Source organism: Sphingomonas sp. 179-A 2A2 NHS, from assembly GCF_045371305.1.
GTDB lineage: Bacteria > Pseudomonadota > Alphaproteobacteria > Sphingomonadales > Sphingomonadaceae > Sphingomonas.
The window spans coordinates 127,758-151,746 of record NZ_JBIQDE010000002.1; the positions used below are offsets into that span (position 1 = coordinate 127,758).

Consider the following 23,989-nt stretch of genomic DNA (forward strand, 5'->3'; position numbering starts at 1 on the left):
TCCGCGCCGAGCATGAGCTGCGCGAAAAAAATAAGAGCAAGAGAAACGCTGTATATAACATAAACAACCCTCATCGGCGCTGAACCTCCCCGCGTCCTTGCTCGCACCGTAAAGGCTAGATGGCGCTACGTCACGCCAGATTAACCATAACTGTTGCTGCTGTTCTCAACAGCACCTACAAACCTCTGCGGGGAGCTTGCATGATTCGTCACGCCAATAGGATGGGGCGGCCGCTTGACGGCCACATGGCGCGTTCGTGGGAGGGCGGCGCCAGCTTCACGCTCGGCAATCGGCTCTATCGCGCGGTCTGGATCGTTACTTGGTGTCTCCTTGCCGCGTGGACGCCACCAGGGTTCCGGGCGTGGCGCCGTGTCTTGTTACGGCTGTTCGGCGCTTCGATAGCCCCAACCGCCAATGTCTATGGCAGTGCGCGCATCTGGTCGCCTGGCAACCTCATCATGGACGATCATGCCGCGATCGGGCCGCGCGCGACGATCTATGCGATGGCCCCGATCCGGATCGGTGCACACGCCGTGGTCTCCCAGGGTGCCCATCTATGCGCCGGGACACATGATATCGAGGATTCAGCCTTCCAGCTCCGCGTACGCCCGATCGTCATCGGCGCACGCGCCTGGATTGCTGCGGAGGCTTTCGTCGGGCCGGGCGTGAGCATTGGGGAAGGGGCAGTGCTGGGCGCGCGCGCCTGCGCGATGCGAGATGTCGCCGCGTGGACGGTATGTAGCGGTAATCCGGCACGCGTGGTGCGGCAGCGCCGAATTCGCTTCGTCGCTACTGCATGATTACCGCCGCGGCGGGCGAGCCGCCTGACCTCACGGTGGTCATCCTCACCTTCAACGAGGCGCATCACATCGCGCGCGCCATCCAGAGCGTTCGGAATATCGCGCGCGAGATCCTAGTTATCGACAGCTTCTCCAGCGATGCGACTGTTACACTGGCGCAGGCGCTCGGTGCGCGCGTGATCCAGCACACCTTCGTCAGCCATGCGGCGCAGCTGCAATGGGCGCTCGATCATGGCGACATCACCACCGACTGGACGATGCGGCTGGACGCCGACGAAGTGGTCGAAGCTGACCTCGCGGATGAAATTGCGCGACGCCTGCCCGATCTGCCACCCGATGTCTGCGGTGCTGAGGTCGATCGCAAGCATATCTTCATGGGACGCTGGATCAGGCATGGCGGCCGTTACCCGCTGCGCTTGGTGCGGCTGTGGCGCACGGGCAGCGGGCGAGTGCAACAGCGCTGGATGGATGAGCACGTGGTCGTCCACGGCGGCCGCACGATCCTGTTGCGCGGCGGTCTCGCGGACATGAACCTGGGGGACCTCAGCTTCTTCACCGCGAAACACAATGATTACGCCAGTCGCGAGGCGGTGGAAGTGCTGGCGGCACGCCACGGCCTGTTCGAGGCCGCCCCGCCACCCTCCACCCGCCAGGCCCGGCGACGGCATTGGATCAAGCTGCGCATCTACAATCGACTGCCGCTGTGGGCGGGGCCACTAACCTATTTTCTCCAGCGCTACGTGGTGCAGCTTGGCTTCCTCGATGGGCGGCCGGGCCTCGTCTATCATCTGCTGCAAGGCTTCTGGTATCGCTTCCTGGTCGCGGCGAAGGTTGCGGAGTGGGGGCCGACGCTGGCGCGCTGCACGTCGCGCGACGAGCAGATCGCCTGCCTTTCGCGCCTGTCCGGATTTACCCTTGGCGCCGCGACGTGACGCGGATCCTGCGTATCATCACCAGCGCGGATCCGCGCACCGGCGGGCCGATCGAAGGCGCACGGCAAGTCGGCGAGATCTGGTCGCGAGCCGGCCACCAACAGGATCTGCTGACGCTCGATCCGCCGGATGAACATCACCTTCATGATTATCCTGGCACCATCGTCGCGCTTGGCCCGTCACGCGGTACGCGGCTGGCCGAGCGCTACCGTTATAGCCCGGCGATGCTGCCATGGCTGGCGGCGCACCTGCGGGATTATGACGCGGTGATCGTGTCCGGCCTGTGGCGCTATGCGGCGCGTGGCGCGATGCGGGCGCTGGCGGGCAGCGACATACCCTATGTCGTCTTCCCGCACGGGATGCTCGATCCCTGGTTTCGGCGTACCGCGCCGCTCAAGCACCTCGGAAAACAGGCATCCTGGTGGTGGGCGGAGGGTCGGCTGCTCGCCGGCGCACGCCACGTATTGTTCACGAGCGAGGAGGAGAGGTGCCGTGCCCGAGGCGCATTCTGGCCGTACCGCGTCAACGGCACCGTGGTTGCCTATGGCACGCCGCGCCCGAGCCACAGCGACGCTTCCGCTGCGGCCTTTCGCGCCCTCTTCCCGTCGCTCGGCGATTGCCGATACCTGCTGTACCTCGGCCGCCTTCATCCCAAGAAAGGTTGCGACTTGCTGGTAGAGGCTTTCGGCAAGATCGCGCCCCATCATCCGGACCTCGATCTGGTGCTTGCCGGGCCCGATCAGACCGGGCTCGGCTCGTCGCTGCAGGAGACGGCGCAGAAGCTTGGCCTCAGCGACCGCATCCACTTCCCTGGCATGATCGAGGGGGAGGCAAAGGCAGGTGCGCTTCGCGCCGCGGAAGCCTTCATCCTTCCCTCGCACCAGGAGAATTTCGGCATCGCCGTGGCCGAGGCGCTTGCGCATGGCACGCCGGTGCTAATCAGCGATCAGGTGAACATCTGGCGAGAAGTGCTCGCGGAGGGTGCCGGGCTCGTCGCGCCGGACACGCTTGCCGGAACGGCGCATCTGCTCACCCGCTTTCTCGCGCTTTCGCCGGAGGAGCGCGCTGCGATGCGCGGTAGGGCCTTGCACTGTTTCGAGCATCGCTTCGATCTCGAACACGCGGCAGCCGAACTCATGACCCTCCTCCAACGCGAAATCCGCTAGCCGCTGTCCTACATGCGACCGTCTGTGGCAGGAACATAACAAGAACTGCAACGGAGGCTTAGATGGCGGTCGAGGTGGAAGTACCGGCGGGTTTTGTCCCGCAATATGCAGTGGCGTTCGGCGCGGTGGACGGCCCCGCGGTATCGGTGAACATGGCCAATCCGCTGCCCGTTCGCTCGGTGGCGGCGGAGGCGGCGACGGTTGCTTTGGCGGGCATCGCCACGGCGAGCGGCGTTTTTGGACCATTCGTGCCTGCGCTCGATCATCCGATCCGCGTCACACTCTCGGGCGCGTGGACCGGAGCGGTGGAGCTGGTGCGATCGGTGGACGGCGGCGCGACCAAGCTGCCGCTGACGATCGGCGGCGAACGCTGGGGCCGGTTCACTGGTAACGCCAACGAGATCGTGACGGAGGAAAGGGAAGCGGCGGCGAGCTACTTCCTCGCGGTTGCCCTGCAGTCCGGCACGCTCGCGTATCGGGTGGCGCAATGAGCGCGGTGGACGTGGTAGCGCGCGGCGTTGCCGTTCGTGCGCGCAGCGCCGTCGCGGCGGGCAGTCGGCACGGCCGGTTGTTGCGCGCCGCAGATGCCGCCGAGGGCCGCAACCCGGTCGTTCTCCCGCCCTGGCTCGCGCCGCCCGCCTACGCCGCCAGCACGAGCTACAATGTGGGTCAGGTGGTCACCAATGGTGGCTTTTGGTTCATGTGCGGTCTGGCCGGTACAACGCCGGCAACGGGTGGTGGTCCGTTGGTCACCAACAGCGGGCAATATGTCGCGGATGGCGGGAGCGGTGTCTATTGGACCTGCCTTGGCGGGGCACGTGCTCCTGATCAGGGCGATGGCGCACCCACGGTCTCCATCGTCACTGCCAGCCCGTCGATCGGGCCCAATTGGCAGCCGGAGACCTACCCCGCCGCTTACGCTGTTCGCGGCGCCGCGCCCTCGCCTTACCGATCGACCTTCTGGTCGCTCGGCACGTTCGAGGCGAAGCTCGGCACGGTCATGTCGGCCGGCGCATCGGTGGTGTTCGAAAGCGACGCGGATCGGCTGGCGCTGTTCCTACCGGCGAATTCGGCGCAGGTCCGCGTGATCGTCGGCGGCCGTTATCTCATGCCGGGCAGCCATGTGGTGGGCGGCAACGACCAGTGGATGGTGATCGACTGGACGGGTAGCACCGGGCGTCGGCTGCGGCGCTACGAACTGGAAACGGGCAAGAGCGCCTCCTTCTTCGGCTGCGCACAGGTTCCTGTGACCTCGACGGTCAGCGCGGCCGGCGCCGGCACGCCGCGCATGGTGGTGATCGGCGACAGCTACAATGCCGGCTCCAGCTACGGGCCGTGGCTCGCCGGGGGATCGATCGCGCAGCTGCTGGGGAAGCGGCTCGGGTGGCGCGACACGTGGAACCTGTCCATCGGCGGCACGGGGTATCTAAACCCGTCTCCGACCGGCTTCTTCACTTTCCGACAGCGCGTGCCGCAAGCGCTGGCGCTCGCTCCGGACGTGCTGCTGCTGATGGGTTCCACCAACGATGTCGATCATCCGCCGGCGGCGCTGCAGGCCGAAGTGCTGCAGACGATGCGGGCCATCCGTGCCGGCACACCGGCGCCGATCATCGTCGTCGGTGTTCCGTCGATCAACGTTGCAGGCGCCGTGGCCGCGGAAGGGGCAGTTCAGGCGGGGGTTGCGCAGTCAGGGGACCCGCTGGCCTTCTTCGTTCCCATTTGCGGTGCATCGCCGCCCTGGGTGCTGGGCAGCTGGAACAATGGCGGCGGCGGTGTGCCGAGCGGTACGGTCAATGGCGGGCTCTATGTCGCCGCGGATAATGTGCATCCGCCGGAGATCGGCTTCGATTATTATGCCCAGCGGATCGAGCAGGCGATCCGGGCCAAGGTGCTGCCGGTGCTGGCGGGCGCCTGATGCAACCGGGCTGCTGGTTCATTCCGCCAGCAGCCCGAGCCTCGGCATCGGCAGAGAACGACGCCAGCTCGGCAGCGCGCGCCACTCTGCGTGGAGGAGCCGCAATTCGCGCTCGAGATCGGCGAGGATCGCGGCCTTGCTCCAGCGGGAGGCCGCGCGCTCCTTCGCCGCCTGTTCGCACGCAGCGCGCAGCGGTGCATCGTCCAGCAGCCGCTCGATCGCCGCGGCAAACGCCAGCGCATCAGACGGCGGCGTGGTCAGGCCGCCCGCGCCGATCTCCTCGGCGAGCCCGGTGCCCTGTGCGGCCGTGGCAACGATCGGCCGGCCGGAGGCGAGCATGTTGGGTAGCTTCGACGGCAGCACCAGATCCGCCGCACCGCCTATTTGCGGCAGGAGGTGGATGGTCGCAAGCCCCAGCAGATCGCCCAATCGCGCCATGGGTTGAAGGCCGAAGATGCGCACGTTCTCGCAACCCGCCGCAAGGTGCTCCAGCCGCTCGCGCTCAGGCCCATCGCCGCAGATCACGAACAGCAGGTCGCGCCGCGCCGCGAGCAACTTTGCTGCCTCAATGATGATGGGAATGCCTTGTTTGGCGGCGATGTTGCCGGAGTAGAGCGCGATGGACGGTTCGTTGATCCGCCACTGTGCGCGGCAGGGCGACGCTTCGGTGAGCGGCTCAACGGCTGGATTTGCCCAGTTGCGGAACTCGATCACCCGACGTGGATCGTTGCCGCTGGCGACCAGCTTGTCGCACATGGCCGGTGAGATGCTGCTCACGCGATTGCCGCGATGGCCGAGGCGCTGGAGCCGGCGCATCAGCGGATGATCGGCGATCGAGAGCTGGCCGGTTGCGCTGGCCATGTCGAGCTCGAAATCCTGAACATGGACCCACACGGGGCGCCGTGCTGCCCACCCAAACAAGCGGGCGACGATCGTCGAGAGGAAGGACGGTGCAATGGCCACGACGATGTCCGGCCGCCGCCGAAGCAACAGCACCGCGATCAGCGCCGCGGCCGCCAGCAGAGCAAAGCAAAGATGATGCGCCGCCCGCGGCCAGCCGCGTGGAACCGCAGGCACGTAAAGCGGGAGCCGAAGCACCGACACCCCGCTTTCGCGCGATCGCCGAGGCAAGATACCGCGATAGGCCGGATCGATCTTCCATGCGGGATAGCAGGGTTGGCCGCAGATCACCCTTACGCGATGGCCACTCTCTGCCAATGCTTCGGCCATCCCTGCGGTGCAGGGTCCGATTCCGATCGGCTCAGGCGCGTAATTGTGACCGAGGATCAGGATATCCAGGGAAGAGCCGATCACGCGATCGATCGGATCGCTGGAGTTCTCCTGGAGTGCGCACGGATACAGTTGGTTGGCACTGCACTGGCCATGTCAGCGATCCCCCCACGGCCGGGTTGTTCAACCGCGACTCGCGAAAAGGATACGTTAACCAAACTATAAGTCTAGCGTGATCTTGGCATAACTCGCCAGATCAAAGATGAGGGCCCGAAACTCTGGCCCTCACCTGATAAGAAACGTTCGTCAGAACTTCGGGCCCGCGACGGCACGCGGCGCGCGTTTTGGCTTTTCGTCGATCAGCTTGGCGATGGCGGGGGAGCGCGCATCGGCATGGGCATAGTCCCGCGCGGACATGCCGGCGACATTATCGGTCTGGTCAGGGTTGGCGCCGGCCGCGAGCAGCGCGCGCACCAATGCGAGGTCCCGCTTCTGCACGGCCCGGATCAGCGGCGTTTCGCCGCCGCCATTCCCGAGATTGGGATTCGCCTTGGCCCCGGTCAGCAGGTCGACCATGCCGTTCTGGCCATATTGCACGGCGAGCAGCAGCGGTGTGTCGCCGCGGCCGTCGCGCAGGTTCGGATCGGCGCCGCGCGACAGCAGATAGCGCAGATAGGTTTCGTCGCCGCGCTTGATCACGATGTGCAGCGCGCCTTCGCCGGTGGTCACGTCGCGCGCGTTGACGATCGTCTGCCCCGGCTGGTCGAGGATCTTGATCACCTCCTCGCCCTTGGCGCTCTTCACGGCTTCGAGGAACTTGTACCCTTGCGACTGCTGCTGCGCGGCAGCGGGCAGGGCAGTGCCGATGAGGGCGGGGACGAAAAGGGCAGGAAGGATCAGTCGGCGCATCGTCTTCACGGGGGTCAATCCATCGTCATGGTTGCAGCGACGGCCCTAACAGACCAAGGCTGGCAAGGCTATGAACGCCCGTATCTTTGCCCTTTTCGCCGCACTCGCCGCAACCGCCTGTTCGCCGGAAGCTCCGCCGCAGCGCCCGCCGCTTGAGGGCGCGCGGATCGGCGGCCCCTTTGCGCTGACTGATCAGGACGGAAAGGCGGTTACCGACGCAAGCTTCGCCGGAAAGTACCGCATCGTCTATTTCGGCTACACCTTCTGCCCGGATGTCTGCCCGCTCGACGCGCAGAACATCGGCGCGGCGCTCAAGCTGCTGGAGAAGACCGATCCCACCCTGGCGCGCAACATCGTGCCGATCGTCATCACCGTCGATCCCGCGCGCGACACGCCCGCGGTGATGAAGCAGTTCGTCTCCGCCTTCCACCCGCGCATGGTAGGCCTCACCGGCAGCCCGGAAGAGATCGCGCGCGTCGCCAAGGAATATGGCGTCTATTTCAAACGCGGTGCCGGCACCCCAGATGGGTATATGATGGACCACAGCCGCCAGGCCTATCTGATGTCGCCGGACGGTAAACCGCTGGCGCTTCTGCCGCAGGAAGGGCCGCCGCAGGGCATCGTGGACGAGATCAAACGCTGGGCGAAATGAGTCGGTTCTGGGAAGACACACCGCTGGAAAAGCTTGATCGCGCGCAGTGGGAGGCGCTGTGCGACGGCTGCGGCAAATGCTGCCTTCACAAGCTGGAAGATGAAGAGACAGGTGAACTGATCCCGACCAATGTCGCATGCAGGCTGCTCGACCGGCGCAGCGGCCAGTGTTCGGATTACCGGCACCGCCACGCCTATGTCTCGGAATGCGTGCGGCTGACGATGCGCAACGTGCGCGAGATCGACTGGCTGCCGACCACCTGCGCCTATCGCCTGCGGGCGGCGGGGGAAGCGCTTCCCGACTGGCATTACCTCGTCTCGGGAGACCGGGATGCGGTGCATCGCGCCGGCGAATCAGTGCGCGGCTGGACGGTAAGCGAAGACGACGCCGGCGAATTCGAGCATCATATCGTCGATCGGGTGCTGTGAGCCACGACATCGATGTCGTGCGGCATCCCACCGCACGGCGGTTGAAGCTGGCCTTCGATCCGGCGAGCGGCCGCGTCCGCCTTACGATTCCCCGCCGCGCCTCGGCCAAGGCCGCGCTCGCCTGGGCGGCCGATTACGAGGATTGGATCGCCGCGCAGCGCGCCAAGTTGCCCGATGCGTGCCCGTTCGTCGATGGCGCCACCCTGCCGTTCGCGGACGCGGTGCTGACGATCGCGTGGCGGGAAGGGGCGTCGCGCGTCGTTCGCCGCGAAGGCGACACGCTCATGCTGTCCGGCCCGCGCGAGACGATTGCCCGGCGAGTCGAGGCCTGGCTACGACGCGAGGCGCTGCGGCTACTGGAAACGGATACGGCCTTCTATGCGGCCCGTGCGCGCGTGTCGGTGGACAAGGTGACGGTCGGCGATCCGCGCGGCCGTTGGGGCAGTTGCAGCAGAAGCGGCGCGATCAGGTACAGCTGGCGGCTCGTGCTGGCGCCCGAAGCGGTGCGGCGGGCGACTGCCGCGCATGAAGTGGCGCACCGCGTCCACATGGATCACTCGCCGGCGTTCCACGCGCTGGTCGCGGCGCTTTATGGCAGCGATCCAACCCCGCATCGCCGCTGGCTGCGCACCAACGGCGCGGCGCTTCACTGGTACGGGCGGTCGGCCGGGGGCGGCGCCTGATAGCGGGGATCGCGGCGCGCCTCGCGATAGGGGTCGCGGCCCATCTCCCGGCTCATGTCACGCCCCTGCTCACGGCCCGGCTCACGCCCCTGTTCACGCCGCGGCTCGCGCGGTTGATCCCGACCCGTGACACGGTCGATCCAGTCCTGGTCCAGTTGCTGCGGCGGCGGCTGATCGCCATCCGGATAGCCTTCGGGCACCGGCCGTTCGGCGCGCGATGAGGGCCGCTCGATGCCCTGGCCCGCCGGGTCGACCGGCACCGGCACGCCGCCGGCCGCCACCGGATCGCCGTTCTCGTCGACGAACACGCCATTGTCGGGTTCGCCGAAATAGCTCTCCTCGTCCGGCTCCAGCTGCCATTCGGGCAACGTCACTTCGGTGTCGAACTGTTCGATCGGCCGGTTCGCCACCGCGACGCGCATGAACTGAGCAAAGGCGCGCGCCGGGGCGGTGCCGCCGTGGAGGCCCGGCACTGGCCTCGCGTCGTCCCGGCCCATCCAGACGCCGGTGGTGATCCCGGAGGAGAAACCGAGGAACCAGCCATCCTTCGACGAAGAGGTCGTGCCGGTCTTGCCCGCCACCGGCCGCCCGATCTGCGCCGCGCGGCCGGTTCCGGTGTTGACGGCCGTCTGGAGCAGATCGGTCATCTGTGCCGCGACGTAAGGCGCCACCAGCACGCGGCTGCGATCCACCTCGTGGTTGTAGATCACCTCGTTGTTCGCGGTCACCTTGGTGATGCCGAACGGCGTGACGGCAACGCCCTTGTTGGCCACGCTGGCGAAGGCACGGGTCATGTCGATCAGCCGCACGTCCGACGTGCCGAGCACCATCGAGGGCTGGGTGTTGACCGGCGTGGTGATGCCGAAGCGGCGCGCCATGTCCGCCACCGTAGTGAAGCCCACCTGCTGGCCCAGCCGCGCCGCCACCGTGTTCAGCGAATAGGCGAAGGCCGTGCGCAGCGTCACCTGGCCGGAGAAACGGCGCGAATCGTTGCGCGGGCTCCAGCCGTCGATCGTGATCGGGCCGTCGAGCTCGCTCGATTCCGGGGTCTTCCCGGCTTCCAGCGCGGCGAGATAGACGAACAGCTTGAACGCCGATCCCGGCTGGCGCTGCGCCTGCGTCGCGCGGTTATAGATCGACGAGACGTAATCCTTGCCGCCGACCATCGCGCGAACGGCGCCGTCGCGGTCGAGCGCGACCAGCGCACCCTGCGCGCCGCCGGGTGCCTGCTGGCGGATCGCCGCATCGGCCGCGCGCTGCATCGAGAGGTCCAGCGTCGTCCAGACTTCCAGCGGCTTTTCCGTCTCGTCGATCAGCATTTCCAACTGGGGCAGCGCCCAGTCGGTGAAATAGCGTACGCTGTTCTGCTTGGGCTCGGGCGCCAGCTTCACCGCCTGCGGATCGGCGCTGGCCGCTTCGGAGGGCGAGATCGTGCCGTTGTCGGCCATCACGCGCAGCACCACCTGCGCGCGATCGACCGCTGCCTGCGCGTCGGCTGTCGGCGAGTAGTTGGAGGGCGCCTTGACGAGGCCAGCGATGATCGCCGCCTCGCTCAGCGTCAGCCGGTTCGCGCCATGGCCGAAGAATTTGCGCGACGCAGCGTCGATTCCATAGGCGCCGCCGCCGTAATAGACCTTGTTCAGGTACAGCTCGAGGATCTGATCCTTGCTGAACTTGCGCTCCATCGCGAGCGCGAGGATCCATTCGCGGAACTTGCGGCCGAACTTCTTCTGGTTGTTGAGGAAGACGTTGCGGGCGAGCTGCTGCGTGATGGTCGAGCCGCCCTGCACCCAGCGGCCGCGATCCAGCCGCACCTTCACCGATCGCGCGACGCCGATCGGATCGACGCCGAGGTGGCTGTAGAAGCGCTTGTCCTCGACCGAGACGGTCGCGTCACGCATCACGCGCGGGATGCGATCATAGGCGAGCCATTCGCCATAGCTTGGCCCGATCGAGACGAGCACGGTGCCGTCGGCCGCATGGACGCGGATCATCTGGCCGTTGGGGGACGATTTCAGCTCCTCGAAGGAAGGGAGCTGCGCGCGGGCGATATAGACCGCGGTGACGAGGGCACCCAGCGCCAGCACGGCGAGCGCGATCATAACCTTGATCGTGATCGACAGGCGGCGGCGCCAGGGCGAGCGGGGTGCGGGGCGGCGTGCCATTGGATACCGCTTGCCGGATAGAAGCTTAGGCCATGCTTAACAAGATGGCCGGACAGGCCGCGATCACCCCCGCTCGGCCGAAATCCGCGTCGCCTGGGCGATCATCCGCACCAGCGCGGGCGCGTGGCGGAAGGCGGGGAGCAGCCGCGCGGCGAGCGGCGGATGCTCGGCGGCGCCGCGCACCGCATCGGCAATTCCGATCGGGCGGCGCAGGCGCCGGGCGAAGCGCGGCTGCCAGTCGCTCATCGCCCCTTCGCGCAAATAGGCGCGCGCCGCCGAAACCCCGCTGGCCAGCGCGATGCCCATGCCCTCACCGGCGAGCGAGGGGATCACTCCGGCCTGGTCGCCCAGCCGGAACAGCCCGGGATGCGATTCCTCGTCGCGCCACCCGTACGGCACGTTCGCCACCGCGTCGGCGCCACTATGGGCAAAGGCGAGGCGGTCGCCGAGCTGTGGGGCCTCGCGGCCGATGCCGGCCAACAGGGTGGCAGGATCGCCCACCTCGTGCAGGCGGGACCGGCGCACCGCGAGGCAGATGTTCGCCGACCCGTCCTCCTGCCGCACCACGCCGGTATAGCCGCGATCGAACAAGTGAAGCTCGATCGCATCGCCGATCAGCCGATCGAGCGCCGGGTGCGTCGCGGCCCGCACGCGCAGGCCGAGTGCCGGATCCTCGCCGCGTGCGCCGGATGGGCGCCCGAGGCCGCGCACCTCATGCTTCCCACTCGCGAGGAACAGCGCCTTGGGGGCAAACAAACTGCCATCGTCGAGCCTGACGGCGTCGCGGATCGACCGAACCGAAACACCTCGCTCAACCGCCGCGCCCAGCGCCGCCGCCTGGTCGAGCAGCAGGGCGTCGAGCCGTCGGCGCGATACGCCGATCGCAGGGCGCGGCAGCGCCGCCTCGGCCACCCGGTCCCCGGCGATGATCCGGACGCGGGTGATCCGTTCCCGGTTCAGCGAATCCGGTTCGATCCCGAGGTCTTGCAGGGTTTCCAGCGTGCGCCAGCTGAGGAAGCCGCCGCACAGCGCATCACCGGCTTCGCGATTGCGCTCCAGCAAAAGCGGCGCTTCGTCGCCCCGCGCGAGCGTGATCGCCGCCGCCGATCCCGCGGGCCCACCACCAACGATCAGCGCGTCTAGCGTTCGCACACGCGCTCCACGCACAGCCGAAAGGGAAAATAGCGCGACACGCGCGCATCCTGAATGCCGGCCTCGGCAAGGATCGGCGGCCATTCCGATGGCCGATAACTGCGGGCGATCGAGAGCGTGCCGTCATGCCGCACGATCGGATGCCAGCGCGCGAGGCGGGCGAGCAGGGGATAGCCGCGATAGGAAAAACCGTGGCGATGCAGGTCGTTGACCAGCCAGCCCACGCGCGCCTCAGCCTCCATGAAGCGCAGGAAAGCGACGAGTTGATCGTGGCTCATGTGATGCGCGACGAGGCTGGAAATGACGAAATCCCACGGTTCGGCCGCCAGATCCGCATAGTCGCCGGTGACGAGCCGGATCGATGCCGGCGTGCGTGGCCGGGCGGCCTGTTCGCTGCGTGGATTGAGATCGACGCCGACGAGATCGAAGCTTCGGCCGTGCCGGTCGGCCCATTTGCCGATGCGGCGCAGCATGTCGCCATCGCCAAAGCCGACGTCCAGCAGCCGGTAACGCCCGCCCTTACGCGTCGCGCGCGACAGGAAGGCGAGCGTCGGCCGGGCCGCCAGCGTCACGACATTCACCTTCGCCAGATCGGCAACGACAGCGGCATAGACCTCTGGTTCGAGATCATCAGCGTCCATCAGTTCCTCGGCCGTAGCGCGCACGGCAAGGCTCATGCGGCGCTCCGGAAGCCGAAGCCTTCCGCCGCCAGCCCCGGCCCGAAGGCGAGCGCCACGCCGTGCGTCACCGGCGGGCCGGCGAACAGCCGCGCAAGCACGAACATCAGCGTCGCGGAGGACATGTTGCCGTTGTCCGCCAGCACGGCGCGCGACCCGGCCAGCGCATCATCCGGCAGCCGTAGGGCATGTTCCACCGCATCGAGGATCGAACGTCCGCCGGCGTGGACCGCCCAGACGTCCGGCGTCGCGCCTTGGGTCAGCACCTCCACGAGGTCGGGATCGGCAAGCGCGGTGCTGATCCGGCCGGGCACCTCGCCAGACAGATGCATGGCAAAGCCGCGGTCGGTGATGTCCCAGCGGATCAGCTCGGCGGAGCCGGGAAGGGTAGTGGCAAAGGGGCGCTCCAGCGCAAAGCCATTCGGCTCGGCAGTGACGAGCGCGGCCGCTGCGCCGTCCCCGAACTGCAGCATGGCAAGCAAAGGTTCCAGCGCGTCGGCAGCCTGCAGGTGCAGGGTGGAAAGCTCCACCGTTACCACCAGCACGCGTGCCTCTGGCTCCGATCGCACGATGTGGCGGGCGCTTCGGAGTGCCGCGACCGCAGCATAACAGCCCATGAACCCGACGAGCAGCCGTTCCACACTGGGCGGCAAGCCAAGCCGGGCGGCGATGATCTGGTCGATCCCTGGCGCGACGAAGCCGGTGCAGCTCGCCACCACCAGGTGCGTGATCGCGCCGAGCGGCTGGCGGCTGGCGAGATCGTCGATCGCGGCGAGTGCCAGGACCGGCGCCGCCTCGGCATAGATCCGCATCCGTTCGGCCGTTCCGGGGTGGGGCTCCGCGGCGTAGAAGCCGCCGGGATCAACCGGCGATCCGTTCGCGTCCGGCAATACCGACCAGCGATGCTCAATCCCCGATCGCGTGCCCATGCGATCGAACAGCCGGCGCTCCCGCTCGGGCAGGCGAGCACGGGCCCAGGCGATGAAGGCGCCATGGATGTCGTGCCCCGGCACCGCCGTGCCGATCATGTTGAGATGGGCGTTCATGTCCGCGGGTAACGCGCGGCAACGCGATTCGGCTCGCGCTCATCCCAGGGTGTTAGCTGCGCCCGCCGCGTTCAGTCGTTCGACCAGCGTGCCCAGATGGCGGTGGGCAGCACCAGCCCGCGCGCTTCCTCGCGCACGCCAAGCTCGCCGCATTCGACCGTGCCGGGCAGGTCGGCGAACAGCTGGCGCAGCATCTCGCCGATCGCCAGTGCGGACATGCGGACCGCATAGACGGTGAGGAACAGCGCGCGCGAGTTCGCATCGAGCAACTGGCGGCAATCGGCGATCAGAGCGGGCAGATGCTCCTCCAGCCGCCAGATCTCGCCCTCCGGTCCACGACCGTATTTGGGCGGATCGAGCAGGATGGCGTCATAGCGGCGACCGCGGCGTACCTCGCGCGCGACGAACTTCGCCGCATCGTCGACGATCCAGCGCACCGGGCGATCGGCCATGCCGGAGAGCTTCGCATTGGCGCGCGCCGCCTCGACCGACTTCTTGGACGCATCGACATGGACCATCTTCGCGCCCGCCGCGGACAGCGCGAGCGTGCCGACGCCCGTATAACCGAACAGGTTCAGCGCTTCGGGCTCGGCAACGCCGTCGATCTGCTCGCGCAGCCATGACCAGACGGGGGCCATGTCGGGAAAGAAGCCGAGGTGGCGAAACGGCGTGTTCTGCGCCGTGAAGCGGATCGTCCCGGCGCCGACACCCCAGGAGAGCGGCCAGCCATTGCGCGGCACGGGCCGGCTGTAATGCCACTGGCCGCCGCCATCCTCGTCGCTGCCGGGGACGAACTCACCATGCGCCTGCCAATTGTCATGTGCCGGCGCCCACAGCGCCTGCGGTTCGGGGCGGATGAAGCGATAGTCGCCGTAGCGCTCCAGCTTGCGACCATGGCCACAATCGACGAGGCCATAATCGCCCCAGGGTTCGCCAATCAGCGTCTCAAGCTTCATGGCCGCAGCGTTACCGACATTGCGATCTGCTTGGAACCGCCGGGCGGCACCAGGAAGATGCCCGGCTTGTCCTTGAGCTCGCCGCGATAGCCTTGCGGATCGGCAATGCCATGCCACGGCTCGACGCAGATGTAGCGCGCACCCGGCTTGGTCCAGATCCCCAGCATCGGCGTATCCGGAAAGCTGATCTCCAGCTGCGGACCGTCGCTTGCGCCATAGGTCACGCTGGACGAGCGGATGTCGTCCCATACCAGCGCGTCGTTGGCGAACAGGTCGTCCGCAAGGTACAGCGTGCGCCCGTCGAGCGGGGAGGGGCGGGTTCCGGGCGCGATCGTCGCGTCGCTGGCGATCACACGCAGCGGCTCCGGCTCGTCATGCGAGAAGGTGATGCGATGATCGCTGCGGTCGCGGCCATAGGGCAGGGGCCATGCGAACGCCGGGTGGAAGCCGAAGCTTGCCGGCATGGGTTCGGCGCCCGGATTGCGGACCGTGATCTCGGTGACGAGCGTCGCGCCGTCGAGGCGAAAGGCCGCGTCGAGCACGAAATCGAACGGATATTGCTTGCGGGTCTGCGCGTCCGCTTCCAGCCGGAACAGCAATCGCGCGTCGTCCCGCTCGACCAGCGCGAACGGCAGTCGCCGCGCGAAGCCGTGCTGCTTCATCGGATAGCTGCGCCCGTCGACGCGGATCTTCTCGCCCGCGGGCTTGCCCACGACAGGGAAGAGCAGCGGCGCGCGGCCGGTCCAGAACTTCGGATCCGCGTCGGTCATCAGCTCGCGCCCGGCGGCGTCCTTCAGCGAGGACAGTTCCGCGCCGAGCGGGTTGATCGCTGCGGACAGTTGATCGTTCGCGATGGTGATCCAGTCGGTCATGCTCGCCTCCCTGGCCGATCCGTCATCCCCGCCAGCGCGAGGATGACGGACATATATTAGCCCCGCAGCGAGGCGCCGAGCTTGGCGGCGGCGGCGACGACCTTGTCGGCGATCGCCTTCAGCTCCGCCTCGACGAACGCCTTGTCGCCCGGCTGCAGCACCACCTCGACCGCCATCGATGTTTCGCCATCCTTGGTGAAGACGTCGAACACCCGGGCGGAGACGATCGCGGCCTTGTCCGCGCCCTTCACCGCTCGGGCGAGCGCATCGGCCGCCAGCCCCTCCGGCACCAGGAAGGCGAAGTCGCGGCGGACGGCCTGGAGCGCGGGCGGCGTATAGGCGGGGCGCATGAAGCCAGCGGAACGCTTCGCCGGGATGGCATCGAGGTACAGCTCAAGCGCGGCAACGCCAGCGTCGAGATCGAACGCGCGGGTGACATTGGGGTGGAGGATGCCGAAAGCAGCAAGCACCGTTTTCGGCCCAAGCCGCAGCGTACCCGACTGGCCCGGGTGCCAGGCGTCGCCTGCTTCGCCGAACACCTGCAAATTATCGACCGGCGCACCCGCGGCGGCGAGCAGCGCCAGCGCCTCCGTCTTGGCGTCGAACGCATCAAAGGCCTGCGCCTTGCCTGTCTGCCAGTGCCGCGCGCGGCGGTCGCCGGCGAGGACGAGGCTGAGCGTCGGGCGCTCCTTGTCGGCAAGATAGCGGCGACCGATCTCGAACAGGCGGATCGTGCCGGCACCGCGCCGCACGTTGCGCGCGGCGGCCGAGAGCAGCCCCGGCAGCAGCGAGGGACGCATGACCTTCAGGTCCTCGCTGATCGGATTGGCGAGCGTGAAAGCACCCCCACCGAACGGCGCGGCCTCGCCTTCCGAGATGAAGCTCCACGTCACTGCTTCGTCCAGGCCGCGCGCGGCGGCGGCGCGGCGGACGCGGCGTTCCAGCTTCTGTTCCGGCGTTGCGGTCGGCGTGGCCACACCCGGCGCACGCGGCAGCGGCACAGAGGGGACGTTATCGATCCCCTCGATACGGATCACTTCCTCGACCAGATCGGCCGCGCCGTCGATATCGCGGCGCCACGTTGGCGGCGTGACCTGCCAATCGTCGCTGACGGTGAAGCCGAGCGAGGTGAGGATCGCGCGCTGCCGCTCCGGCGCGACGGCGAGGCCACCGAGAGTTTCGGCGCGCGCGGGGTCATAGGCATAGCTGCGCGTACCCAGCGGCGGCTCACCGGCGCGGGTGGTGCCGGTCGGCTGACCACCGCACAGGTCGAGCACGAGGCGCGTTGCGATCGCGAGGCCATCGTCCAGAAACGCCGGATCGACGCCGCGTTCGAACCGCTGGCGCGCATCGCTGGTCAGCATCAGCTTCTGGCCGGTGCGCGCGATATGCTCGGGATCGAAAAAGGCGCATTCGATGATGACGTCGGTGGTCGCGTCCGACACGCCCGATTCCTCGCCGCCCATGATGCCGCCGATGTCATGGACATGGGCATCATCGGCGATGACCGTCATCGTCTGATCAAGCGTGTAGGTCTTGCCGTTGAGGGCAAGGACCGTCTCGCCGGCCTTTGCCTTGCGCGCGACGAGGCCGCCGGAGAGCTTCGCCTTGTCATAGACGTGCAGCGGGCGGCCGAGATCGACGGTGACGTAATTGGTGACGTCGACCAATGCCGAGATCGGCTTCTGACCGATCGCGCGCAGCCGCTTCGCCAGCCATTCGGGCGAGGCGCCGTTGCTGACGCCATTGACGCCCTGCGCGAAGAAGGCGGGGCAGCCGGCGGGATCGTCGGTCCGTACGTCGGGGCCGGGGCCTTCGCCCGCAACCGGCTCTGCCGTCAGCGGCTTCAGCGTGCCGAGGCCGGCGGCGGCGAGATCGCGCGCGATGCCGCGCACGCCCATGCAATCCTGCCGGTTGGGCGTGATCGACACGTCGATGACCGGATCGTTGAGGCCCGCCCATTCGGCATAGACTTCGCCGACCGGCGCGTCGGCGGCCAGTTCGATGATGCCGTCATGATCGTCGCCCAGCTCCAGCTCGCGCGTGGAGCACATCATGCCGTTCGATTCGACGCCGCGGATCGCCGCGACCTTCAGCACCATGCCGTTGGCCGGCACCGTCGCGCCGGGCATGCCGAACACGCCGACGAGGCCGGCACGGGCGTTGGGCGCACCGCACACGACCTGAAGCGGGCCGTCGCCGGCGTCGACCGACAGCACCTGAAGCTTGTCCGCCTGCGGGTGCCGCTCGGCGGTCAGCACCTTGGCGATGCGGAAGGCGGCGAGCTTCTCGCCGGGGTTCTCGACCCCTTCGACCTCAAGGCCGATGCGGGTGAGGCCGACGAGGATCTCGTCCAGCGATGCCGCGGTGTCGAGGTGGTCCTTGAGCCAGGAAAGCGTGAATTTCATCTCTATCGTCCGATCACGCCGCGCCGACGCCGCCCGACAGGGTCGGGACGTCGAGGGCGGAGAAGCCATAATGCTTGAGCCAGCGGATATCGCCGTCGAAGAAGGCGCGCAGATCGTCCATGCCGTATTTCAGCATGGCGAGGCGATCGATGCCGCAGCCAAAGGCGAAGCCCTGCCATTCGTCGGGATCGAGCCCGCAGGCGGCGATCACCTTGGGGTGAACCATGCCGCTGCCCAGCACTTCCATCCAGCCGCCGTTGGGCACGTCACCACCGCCGCCGATCACGCGCTTGCCCTTTTGCAGCGTGTAGCCGACGTCGACCTCCGCCGAGGGTTCGGTGAAGGGGAAATAGCTGGGGCGCAGGCGAAGCACGATGTCGTCACGCTCGAAGAAGGCCTTGAGGAAGGTCTCCAGCGTCCATTTCAGGTGACCCATGGTGATGCCCTTGTCGATCACCAGCCCTTCGACCTGGTGGAACATCGGCGTATGGGTCGCGTCGCTGTCGCTGCGATAGGTGCGGCCGGGCGCGATGATTCGGATCGGCGGCTTGTTCGCCAGCATGGTGCGGATCTGCACCGGCGACGTGTGGGTGCGCAGCAGGCGGGGCCGCTCGCGATCCTCAGGCACATGATCGCCGGCGAGATAGAAGGTGTCGTGCATCGCGCGTGCCGGATGGGTTTCCGGAATGTTGAGCGCGGTGAAATTGTGCCAGTCGGTCTCCATCTCCGGGCCGGTGGCGACCGCGAAGCCGAGATCGGCGAAGATTTCCGCCAGTTCGTCCATCACCTGGCTCACCGGGTGGATCGTGCCGGCGAGCGGCGCATCGACCGGCAGCGTCATGTCGATCCGCTCGGCGGCGAGCTTTGCCTCCAGCGCGGCGGCCTCCAGTGTGGCCTTGCGGGTGGCAATCGCGTTGGTAACCGCCTCGCGCAGGCCGTGGATCGCCGGGCCCTTCACCTGGCGCTCCTCGGGGCTGAGGCCGCCCATCGACTTCAGCAGCGCGGTAACGCGGCCCTGCTTGCCCAGCGCGTCGACACGCACCGCGTCCAGCGCGTCCAGCCCCGCCGCAGCCTCGATCGCGGTCAGCAGGTGCGTTTTCAGGTCGTCAATCTCGGTCATCGGTAACTATCCCGTCATTCCCGCGCAGGCGGGAATCCATACGCGCTGTATCCTCGACTGGCTCGAAGCCAAGGTTGATCGCCAAGTCCACCCACCCGGGGTTGTTTTCCTCGATCAGCCGCAGCTTCCAGTCGCGATTCCACTTCTTCAGCTGCTTCTCGCGGCCGATCGCGGCTTCCATCGTGTCTGCCATCTCGAACCAGACAAGACGATGCACCCCGTAGCGGCTGGTGAACCCTTCGATCAATCCTGCGCGGTGCTGATGCAGCCGCGCCAGCAGGTTCGATGTGACGCCTATGTAGAGGGTGCCGTGCTTGCCGCTGGCGAGGATGTAGACGCAGGGTTGTTTGGCCACCTGATGTTCTCCTCACCTGGGGTCGGAGAATATGGCTTCCCGCCTGCGCGGGAATGACGTTTCGATCGCCAGGCGCCAGACACGCAAAGGGCGCGGGTGTTGCCACCCACGCCCTTCGTGTCGCTTCAGGTGAAGAGGCTTAGGCCTGGGCCGGCAGCGCGTTCTTCACCTGAGCGACGAGCGCCGTAAACGCTTCGCCTTCGTGCATCGCGATGTCGGCCAGGACCTTGCGGTCCAGATCGATGCCCGCAAGCTTCAGGCCATGCATGAACTGGCTGTAGGTCAGGCCCTCGGCGCGGACGCCGGCGTTGATGCGCTGGATCCACAGGCCGCGGAAAGTCCGCTTCTTAACCTTCCGGTCGCGATACGCATACTGGCCGGCCTTTTCGACGGCCTGACGCGCGATGCGGATCGTGTTCTTGCGGCGGCCGCGGTAACCCTTGGCCTGTTCCAGAATGTTCTTGTGCTTGGCGCGAGTGGTTACGCCCCGCTTAATGCGTGCCATGTGCTAGTTCCTCTCGCTCAACGCAGGCCGTACGGCGCCCAGGCCTTCACCGTCGCGGTGTCGGCCTTCGACAGCACCTTGGTGCCGCGGTTCTGGCGGATGTACTTGCTGTTGTGGCTGATCAGGCGGTGGCGCTTGCCAGCGACGCCGTGCTTGAGCAGGCCGGATGCGGTGAGCTTGAAGCGCTTCTTGACGCCGCTCTTGGTCTTGAGCTTGGGCATTTTGGTCCTTTCAAATCGAGCGAGACTGGAACCGCCGCGGCAGCCCTGATGGCCGGGCGATTCTTTTCACCTCGCTGGGAAGAAGCGGGGCGCATAGCGGCGGGGCGGGTGAAATGCAACCAACCCCTGCGCCATGCGATTTGCGCTTTCATGGACATGGCGACTGAACCTGATCGGCAGCCTGCGCTGTCTGGGGTGAAGCCCCCGCCGGGCACCGGCCTGCGCGATCCGCGTCGCCGCCGCCATATCCTGCGCAACACGATCATCGCCATCCTCGCCATCCCCGCGCTCATCTGGCTGGTGCTGTTCATCACCAAGGGCCGATTTCTGAAAGGGCCGTTCGAGACGATCGTCGGCCGGATGACCAACCGTGAGGTGCGCGTCGGCGGCGATTTCCAGCTGTATTTCGCGCCGCTCAGGATCAAATTCTACGCCGAGCGCTTCACCATCGCCAATCCGGCCTGGGCGACGCGGCCCTATCTGTTCCGCGCCGACCGGATCGACACTCGGATCGCGCCACTGTCGCTGCTGTTCGGGAAGCGGCGGCTGTACTGGCTCGACCTTCAGAACGGCGCGGCGGACCTGGAATGGAACGCCGGGCACACCACCAACACCTGGACGTTCAGCGAGAAGAAGGGCGGCAAGCCGCTCGATTTTCCCCGCATCGACGTGGCGACGGTGCGTGGAACGACGGTGCGCTATCTCGATCCCCGCATGAGGCTGCTCGCCGACCTCGGGATCGAGGATATCCGCTCGCAAGATGCGCAGATCGGCAAGTCGGTTCGGGTGGGCGGCACCGGACGCATCCGCGACACGCCGTTCCGCGTCACCGCGCAACTGCTGTCGCCCGACGCGACGGTGAACCGCGGCGAGAACAAGCTGACCGCGCGTGCCTGGGCGGCGAACAACGTGGTCGACGTGTCAGGCACGCTTCCTTCTCTGGCCGAGATCGAGAAGGTGCCTCTTGAGACGCGAGCGCGTGGTCGCGACCTGTCTGAACTGCTCGGCATCATCGGCGTCGTGCTGCCGGAAACGCGGCGCTACGCCCTGAAGGGCCGGATGGTGAAGGACGGTGAGGTCTACCGCTTCACCAACATCGCCGGCACCGTGGGTGAGAGCGATGTCGCCGGCAAGCTGACGGTGACGAATGGCGATCGGCTGCACCTCGATTCGGTGATCCGCACCCGCAGCCTCGATATCGTCGATGCGTCGGTGCTGGTCGGCTACAATCCCGACATCGTCGAAACGAAGGGCGCGGTTGCCGCAGCGGCCGCCACCGGCTCCGGCCCGCGCAAGCTGCTGCCGGACGATGACATGCCGGTCGAGAAGATGCGCACCTTCGACGCCGATCTCGTCTGGACGGTCGATCAGGTGAAGTCGCGCCGCGTGCCAATCTCGAACATGGAGCTCACGCTCGATCTCGACCGCGGCCGCCTTGCGCTGTCGCCGTTCAACTTCGCCATGGCGCGCGGCAACGTCGCCAGCGACATCGTGTTCGACACGCGCCAGCGGCCGAGCGCGGTGAAGTACGACTTCCGGCTGGCCCCGACGCCGATGGGGCGGCTGTTCGCCGGCTGGGGCGTCGCGGAATCGGGCACCACCGGCACGATCAAGGGCCGCATCCAGCTGAACGGCCGCGGCGATTCGATCGCGGATTCGCTCGCGACATCAAGCGGCCGCATCGCCTTCGTCATGCCGCAGGGCGCGCTGTGGACGCGCAACGTCCAGCTGTCCGAGCTCGACATAGGCACGTTCGTCCAGAAGATGTTCGCCGGCAAGCTGAAGAAGCCGGTCGAGATCAATTGCGGTCTCGTCGCGTTCACCGTGCGCAGCGGGATCGCGGCGGCGGACCCGATCCTGATCGATACCAGCAAGAACGTGATCCTCGGCCGCGGTGGCTTCAGCTTCCGGACCGAGGCGATCGACATCGCGATCCGCGCCGATGCCAAGAAGTTCAGCCTGTTCTCCGGCCAGTCGCCGGTCGGGATCGGCGGCTATTTCTCCGCGCCGACGCTGAACGTGATCAGCCCGCAACTGATCGGCCGCGCCGGTGTGGGCCTGGGGCTTGCCGTGGCCGCCGCGCCGGTCGCGGGCGTGCTGGCCTTTGTGGATATCGGCGACGCGAAATCGGCCGCCTGCGGTCCGGTGCTGTCCGCCGCCACCGCCGCCGCGCAGCGCACCACCAAGGGCCAGCCGCGCGACGACGTCGGCAGCGGGACGACCGCCAAGGACGAGAAGGGCAAGGACAAGCCCGGCAAGGAACAGCGCAAGAAGTTCCTCGGGATCTTCTGAGCCGGGGGGATCTTCTGATCCCCGCAGCGGCCCCTAGTGCGCGTGCCGAATGGCGTGCAGCGCCTCCAGCACCTCGTCCATCCGCGCAGGATCGCCGATCGCCAGCACCTGGCCCGTGCTCGCCTCGGTCAGCGGATCGCCGTTCCAGTCGCACATCCGCCCGCCGGCGCCCTCGACGATCGGGGCGAGCGCGGCGAAGTCGTACAGCGCCAGCCCCGCCTCGCACACGATGTCGAGGTGCCCGCTCGCGAGCAGCCCGTAATTGTAGCAGTCGCCGCCATAGACCGGCCCTTGCCGCGCATGCCCGCCCGACACCGCCGCGACCAGCGCCATGAAGTGCGGTACCTCGTCGTCGTTGAAGGCATGCGGGCTGGTGGTGGCGAGGATCGCGCCCTCGATCTCGCGACATGTGCGGGTGCGCGTCGGCGCGCCGTTGAACAGGGTCGGCCGCCCCGCCGCGCCGATCCACCGTTCGCGCTGGATCGGCTGGTCGATCACGCCCAGCATCGGCCAGCCATCCTCGACCAGCGCGATCAGCGTGCCGAAGATCGCGCGCCCGACGGTGAAGCTGCGCGTGCCGTCGATCGGGTCGAGCACCCAGCGCCGCCCGGTGACGCCGTCCTTGCTGCCATATTCCTCGCCATGCACCGCGTCGCCCGGCGCCTCGGCATCGAGGATACGGCGCATCGCCGCTTCGGCCGCCCGGTCCGCCAGCGTGACGGGGGAGTGATCGTCCTTCATCTCGGTGCCGAGCTCCCCGCGGAAATAGGGGCGGATGGCGTCGCCGGCAGCATCGGCGAGGCGGGCGGCGAGATCGAGGTCGGACTGGCGGATCGGCATCCTCACTGCCCTATCGTGCGCCGCCCGCCCGCGCTAGGATCAACCCACCCTGGGAGAACCATCATGCGCCGTCTGATTGCCGCCGTGTCGCTTGCCATCCTCGCCACGCCTGCTTCCGCCGCTCTGCCGGTCGGCGCCAAGGCCCCCGATTTCACCACCCGCGGCGCGGTCGCGGGGAAGATCGTCACCGTGAACCTCGCGCAGCAGCTGAAGAAGGGGCCGGTCGTGCTGTACTTCTTCCCCGCCGCCTTCACCGCCGGCTGCAATGCCGAGGCGCGTGCCTTTGCCGAGAATATCGCCAACTTCCGTGCCGCCGGCGCCACCGTGATCGGCATGTCGGCCGATCCGGTCGAGGCGCTGCAGAAGTTCTCCGCCACCGAATGCGCTGGCAAGTTCGCGGTGGCGAGCGCTGGCCCCGGCGTCGTCGCCGGCTATGACGTGGCGCTCGGCCGTCAGGTGAAGGGGCGGGATGCCACCAACCGCACCAGCTACGTGATCGATCGCGATGGGCGCGTCACCTTCGTCCACAGCGAGCTGGCGGCGGACCATCATGTCGCGCTCACGCTTGCCGCCGTTCGCAAGCTGAAGGACCAATGACGACAACGCAATATTAGCAACTCTCGGCTAACCACCGGTTCCGGGAAAGGCCGCGCTTCGGGCGGCAT

Annotated in this window: 24 protein-coding genes; 10 read left to right on the forward strand and 14 right to left on the reverse strand. The window is 67.4% G+C overall.

Annotation, left to right across the window (positions count from 1 at the left end; genetic code table 11):
- Positions 1-119 precede the first annotated feature (119 nt).
- The 5 genes from ACH0AE_RS03710 to ACH0AE_RS03730 all read left to right on the forward strand — a co-directional run bounded on the left by ACH0AE_RS03710 (position 120) and on the right by ACH0AE_RS03730 (position 4,813).
- The gene (locus tag ACH0AE_RS03710) at positions 120-800 is read left to right on the forward strand and encodes a putative colanic acid biosynthesis acetyltransferase (protein ID WP_406875451.1); all 681 of its coding nucleotides are present in this window, start codon (positions 120-122) and stop codon (positions 798-800) included.
- The gene (locus ACH0AE_RS03715) at positions 797-1,732 is read left to right on the forward strand and encodes a glycosyltransferase family 2 protein (protein WP_294442685.1); all 936 of its coding nucleotides are present in this window, start codon (positions 797-799) and stop codon (positions 1,730-1,732) included. The genes ACH0AE_RS03710 and ACH0AE_RS03715 overlap by 4 nt, the downstream gene beginning before the upstream one ends.
- Entirely contained in the window at positions 1,729-2,898 is a 1,170-nt protein-coding gene (locus tag ACH0AE_RS03720) for a glycosyltransferase (RefSeq protein WP_294442686.1), read from the forward strand. The genes ACH0AE_RS03715 and ACH0AE_RS03720 overlap by 4 nt, the downstream gene beginning before the upstream one ends.
- Positions 2,899-2,960: 62 nt before the next feature.
- Positions 2,961-3,389 (forward strand): hypothetical protein, encoded by a 429-nt coding sequence (locus ACH0AE_RS03725; RefSeq protein ID WP_294442687.1) that lies wholly within the window; start codon positions 2,961-2,963, stop codon positions 3,387-3,389.
- Positions 3,386-4,813 (forward strand): SGNH/GDSL hydrolase family protein, encoded by a 1,428-nt coding sequence (locus tag ACH0AE_RS03730; protein WP_406875452.1) that lies wholly within the window; start codon positions 3,386-3,388, stop codon positions 4,811-4,813. The genes ACH0AE_RS03725 and ACH0AE_RS03730 overlap by 4 nt, the downstream gene beginning before the upstream one ends.
- Positions 4,814-4,831: 18 nt before the next feature.
- Here ACH0AE_RS03730 and ACH0AE_RS03735 read toward each other — a convergent pair whose 3' ends face one another.
- Both ACH0AE_RS03735 and ACH0AE_RS03740 read right to left on the reverse strand, forming a co-directional pair.
- Positions 4,832-6,127, reverse strand: a complete 1,296-nt coding sequence (locus tag ACH0AE_RS03735) for a WcaI family glycosyltransferase (protein WP_406875453.1) — start codon at positions 6,125-6,127, stop codon at positions 4,832-4,834.
- A gap of 222 nt (positions 6,128-6,349) precedes the next feature.
- Entirely contained in the window at positions 6,350-6,952 is a 603-nt protein-coding gene (locus ACH0AE_RS03740; protein WP_294442705.1) for an ankyrin repeat domain-containing protein, read from the reverse strand.
- A gap of 70 nt (positions 6,953-7,022) precedes the next feature.
- On the opposite strand from ACH0AE_RS03740, the gene ACH0AE_RS03745 reads away from it, so the two are divergent.
- Genes ACH0AE_RS03745 through ACH0AE_RS03755 form a run of 3 tightly spaced genes read left to right on the forward strand, consistent with a single transcriptional unit; the run spans position 7,023 to position 8,715 of the window.
- Positions 7,023-7,604, forward strand: a complete 582-nt coding sequence (locus ACH0AE_RS03745) for an SCO family protein (protein WP_294442690.1) — start codon at positions 7,023-7,025, stop codon at positions 7,602-7,604.
- Positions 7,601-8,032 carry a YcgN family cysteine cluster protein gene (locus ACH0AE_RS03750; protein ID WP_294442692.1) on the forward strand — a complete coding sequence of 144 codons (432 nt, stop codon included), beginning with the start codon at positions 7,601-7,603 and terminating at the stop codon, positions 8,030-8,032. Before ACH0AE_RS03745 ends, ACH0AE_RS03750 begins: the two co-directional genes overlap by 4 nt.
- A complete protein-coding gene (locus tag ACH0AE_RS03755; RefSeq protein WP_294442693.1) occupies positions 8,029-8,715 on the forward strand; it encodes a M48 family metallopeptidase in 687 nt (228 codons plus the stop codon). Before ACH0AE_RS03750 ends, ACH0AE_RS03755 begins: the two co-directional genes overlap by 4 nt.
- On the opposite strand, the gene ACH0AE_RS03760 is transcribed toward ACH0AE_RS03755, so the two are convergent.
- The 11 genes from ACH0AE_RS03760 to rpmI all read right to left on the reverse strand — a co-directional run bounded on the left by ACH0AE_RS03760 (position 8,679) and on the right by rpmI (position 20,192).
- The gene (locus ACH0AE_RS03760) at positions 8,679-10,880 is read right to left on the reverse strand and encodes a transglycosylase domain-containing protein (protein WP_294442694.1); all 2,202 of its coding nucleotides are present in this window, start codon (positions 10,878-10,880) and stop codon (positions 8,679-8,681) included. The two genes, ACH0AE_RS03755 and ACH0AE_RS03760, sit on opposite strands and share 37 nt — an antisense overlap.
- Positions 10,881-10,943: 63 nt before the next feature.
- Positions 10,944-12,032: an NAD(P)/FAD-dependent oxidoreductase gene (locus tag ACH0AE_RS03765; RefSeq protein WP_294442695.1), complete on the reverse strand. Its 1,089-nt coding sequence runs from the start codon at positions 12,030-12,032 to the stop codon at positions 10,944-10,946.
- Positions 12,020-12,709, reverse strand: coding sequence for a methyltransferase domain-containing protein (locus tag ACH0AE_RS03770; RefSeq protein ID WP_294442696.1), 690 nt, complete (start codon positions 12,707-12,709; stop codon positions 12,020-12,022). The genes ACH0AE_RS03765 and ACH0AE_RS03770 overlap by 13 nt, the downstream gene beginning before the upstream one ends.
- On the reverse strand, positions 12,706-13,755 hold the full coding sequence (locus tag ACH0AE_RS03775; RefSeq protein ID WP_294442697.1) for a type III polyketide synthase: 1,050 nt from the start codon (positions 13,753-13,755) through the stop codon (positions 12,706-12,708). The genes ACH0AE_RS03770 and ACH0AE_RS03775 overlap by 4 nt, the downstream gene beginning before the upstream one ends.
- Before the next feature lie 71 nt (positions 13,756-13,826).
- A complete protein-coding gene (locus ACH0AE_RS03780; RefSeq protein WP_294442698.1) occupies positions 13,827-14,711 on the reverse strand; it encodes a class I SAM-dependent methyltransferase in 885 nt (294 codons plus the stop codon).
- On the reverse strand, positions 14,708-15,583 hold the full coding sequence (locus ACH0AE_RS03785) for an aldose 1-epimerase family protein (protein ID WP_294442699.1): 876 nt from the start codon (positions 15,581-15,583) through the stop codon (positions 14,708-14,710). Before ACH0AE_RS03785 ends, ACH0AE_RS03780 begins: the two co-directional genes overlap by 4 nt.
- 56 nt (positions 15,584-15,639) lie before the next feature.
- Complete coding sequence (pheT, locus tag ACH0AE_RS03790) at positions 15,640-17,991, reverse strand: phenylalanine--tRNA ligase subunit beta (protein ID WP_294442701.1); 2,352 nt, start codon at positions 17,989-17,991, stop codon at positions 15,640-15,642.
- Between the two features lie 13 nt (positions 17,992-18,004).
- The gene (pheS, locus tag ACH0AE_RS03795; RefSeq protein WP_406875454.1) at positions 18,005-19,111 is read right to left on the reverse strand and encodes a phenylalanine--tRNA ligase subunit alpha; all 1,107 of its coding nucleotides are present in this window, start codon (positions 19,109-19,111) and stop codon (positions 18,005-18,007) included.
- Positions 19,098-19,466, reverse strand: coding sequence for a GIY-YIG nuclease family protein (locus ACH0AE_RS03800; RefSeq protein WP_406875455.1), 369 nt, complete (start codon positions 19,464-19,466; stop codon positions 19,098-19,100). Before ACH0AE_RS03800 ends, pheS begins: the two co-directional genes overlap by 14 nt.
- A gap of 139 nt (positions 19,467-19,605) precedes the next feature.
- Complete coding sequence (gene rplT, locus ACH0AE_RS03805) at positions 19,606-19,971, reverse strand: 50S ribosomal protein L20 (RefSeq protein ID WP_145117787.1); 366 nt, start codon at positions 19,969-19,971, stop codon at positions 19,606-19,608.
- A gap of 17 nt (positions 19,972-19,988) precedes the next feature.
- Positions 19,989-20,192 (reverse strand): 50S ribosomal protein L35, encoded by a 204-nt coding sequence (gene rpmI / locus ACH0AE_RS03810; RefSeq protein ID WP_046407959.1) that lies wholly within the window; start codon positions 20,190-20,192, stop codon positions 19,989-19,991.
- 156 nt (positions 20,193-20,348) lie between these two features.
- Between rpmI and ACH0AE_RS03815 the strand changes: the two genes are divergently transcribed.
- Entirely contained in the window at positions 20,349-22,484 is a 2,136-nt protein-coding gene (locus tag ACH0AE_RS03815) for an AsmA family protein (protein WP_294444812.1), read from the forward strand.
- Between the two features lie 33 nt (positions 22,485-22,517).
- On the opposite strand, the gene ACH0AE_RS03820 is transcribed toward ACH0AE_RS03815, so the two are convergent.
- Positions 22,518-23,324, reverse strand: a complete 807-nt coding sequence (locus ACH0AE_RS03820; protein WP_294444811.1) for an inositol monophosphatase family protein — start codon at positions 23,322-23,324, stop codon at positions 22,518-22,520.
- A 63-nt stretch (positions 23,325-23,387) separates the two neighbouring features.
- On the opposite strand from ACH0AE_RS03820, the gene ACH0AE_RS03825 reads away from it, so the two are divergent.
- The gene (locus tag ACH0AE_RS03825; protein WP_294444810.1) at positions 23,388-23,921 is read left to right on the forward strand and encodes a peroxiredoxin; all 534 of its coding nucleotides are present in this window, start codon (positions 23,388-23,390) and stop codon (positions 23,919-23,921) included.
- Positions 23,922-23,989: the final 68 nt, after the last annotated feature.

Bases quoted from the DNA above. Each gene is read 5' to 3' on its own strand.
- ACH0AE_RS03815 (WP_294444812.1), top strand. From the start codon at position 20,349: ATGGCGACTGAACCTGATCGGCAGCCTGCGCTGTCTGGGGTGAAGCCC.
- ACH0AE_RS03825 (WP_294444810.1), top strand. From the start codon at position 23,388: ATGCGCCGTCTGATTGCCGCCGTGTCGCTTGCCATCCTCGCCACGCCT.
- ACH0AE_RS03710 (WP_406875451.1), top strand. From the start codon at position 120: ATGGCGCTACGTCACGCCAGATTAACCATAACTGTTGCTGCTGTTCTC.
- ACH0AE_RS03745 (WP_294442690.1), top strand. From the start codon at position 7,023: ATGAACGCCCGTATCTTTGCCCTTTTCGCCGCACTCGCCGCAACCGCC.
- ACH0AE_RS03770 (WP_294442696.1), bottom strand. From the start codon at position 12,709: ATGAGCCTTGCCGTGCGCGCTACGGCCGAGGAACTGATGGACGCTGAT.
- ACH0AE_RS03780 (WP_294442698.1), bottom strand. From the start codon at position 14,711: ATGAAGCTTGAGACGCTGATTGGCGAACCCTGGGGCGATTATGGCCTC.
- ACH0AE_RS03775 (WP_294442697.1), bottom strand. From the start codon at position 13,755: ATGAACGCCCATCTCAACATGATCGGCACGGCGGTGCCGGGGCACGAC.
- rpmI (WP_046407959.1), bottom strand. From the start codon at position 20,192: ATGCCCAAGCTCAAGACCAAGAGCGGCGTCAAGAAGCGCTTCAAGCTC.
- ACH0AE_RS03715 (WP_294442685.1), top strand. From the start codon at position 797: ATGATTACCGCCGCGGCGGGCGAGCCGCCTGACCTCACGGTGGTCATC.
- rplT (WP_145117787.1), bottom strand. From the start codon at position 19,971: ATGGCACGCATTAAGCGGGGCGTAACCACTCGCGCCAAGCACAAGAAC.
- ACH0AE_RS03820 (WP_294444811.1), bottom strand. From the start codon at position 23,324: ATGCCGATCCGCCAGTCCGACCTCGATCTCGCCGCCCGCCTCGCCGAT.
- pheS (WP_406875454.1), bottom strand. From the start codon at position 19,111: ATGACCGAGATTGACGACCTGAAAACGCACCTGCTGACCGCGATCGAG.
- pheT (WP_294442701.1), bottom strand. From the start codon at position 17,991: ATGAAATTCACGCTTTCCTGGCTCAAGGACCACCTCGACACCGCGGCA.
- ACH0AE_RS03750 (WP_294442692.1), top strand. From the start codon at position 7,601: ATGAGTCGGTTCTGGGAAGACACACCGCTGGAAAAGCTTGATCGCGCG.
- ACH0AE_RS03760 (WP_294442694.1), bottom strand. From the start codon at position 10,880: ATGGCACGCCGCCCCGCACCCCGCTCGCCCTGGCGCCGCCGCCTGTCG.
- ACH0AE_RS03730 (WP_406875452.1), top strand. From the start codon at position 3,386: ATGAGCGCGGTGGACGTGGTAGCGCGCGGCGTTGCCGTTCGTGCGCGC.
- ACH0AE_RS03785 (WP_294442699.1), bottom strand. From the start codon at position 15,583: ATGACCGACTGGATCACCATCGCGAACGATCAACTGTCCGCAGCGATC.
- ACH0AE_RS03740 (WP_294442705.1), bottom strand. From the start codon at position 6,952: ATGCGCCGACTGATCCTTCCTGCCCTTTTCGTCCCCGCCCTCATCGGC.
- ACH0AE_RS03725 (WP_294442687.1), top strand. From the start codon at position 2,961: ATGGCGGTCGAGGTGGAAGTACCGGCGGGTTTTGTCCCGCAATATGCA.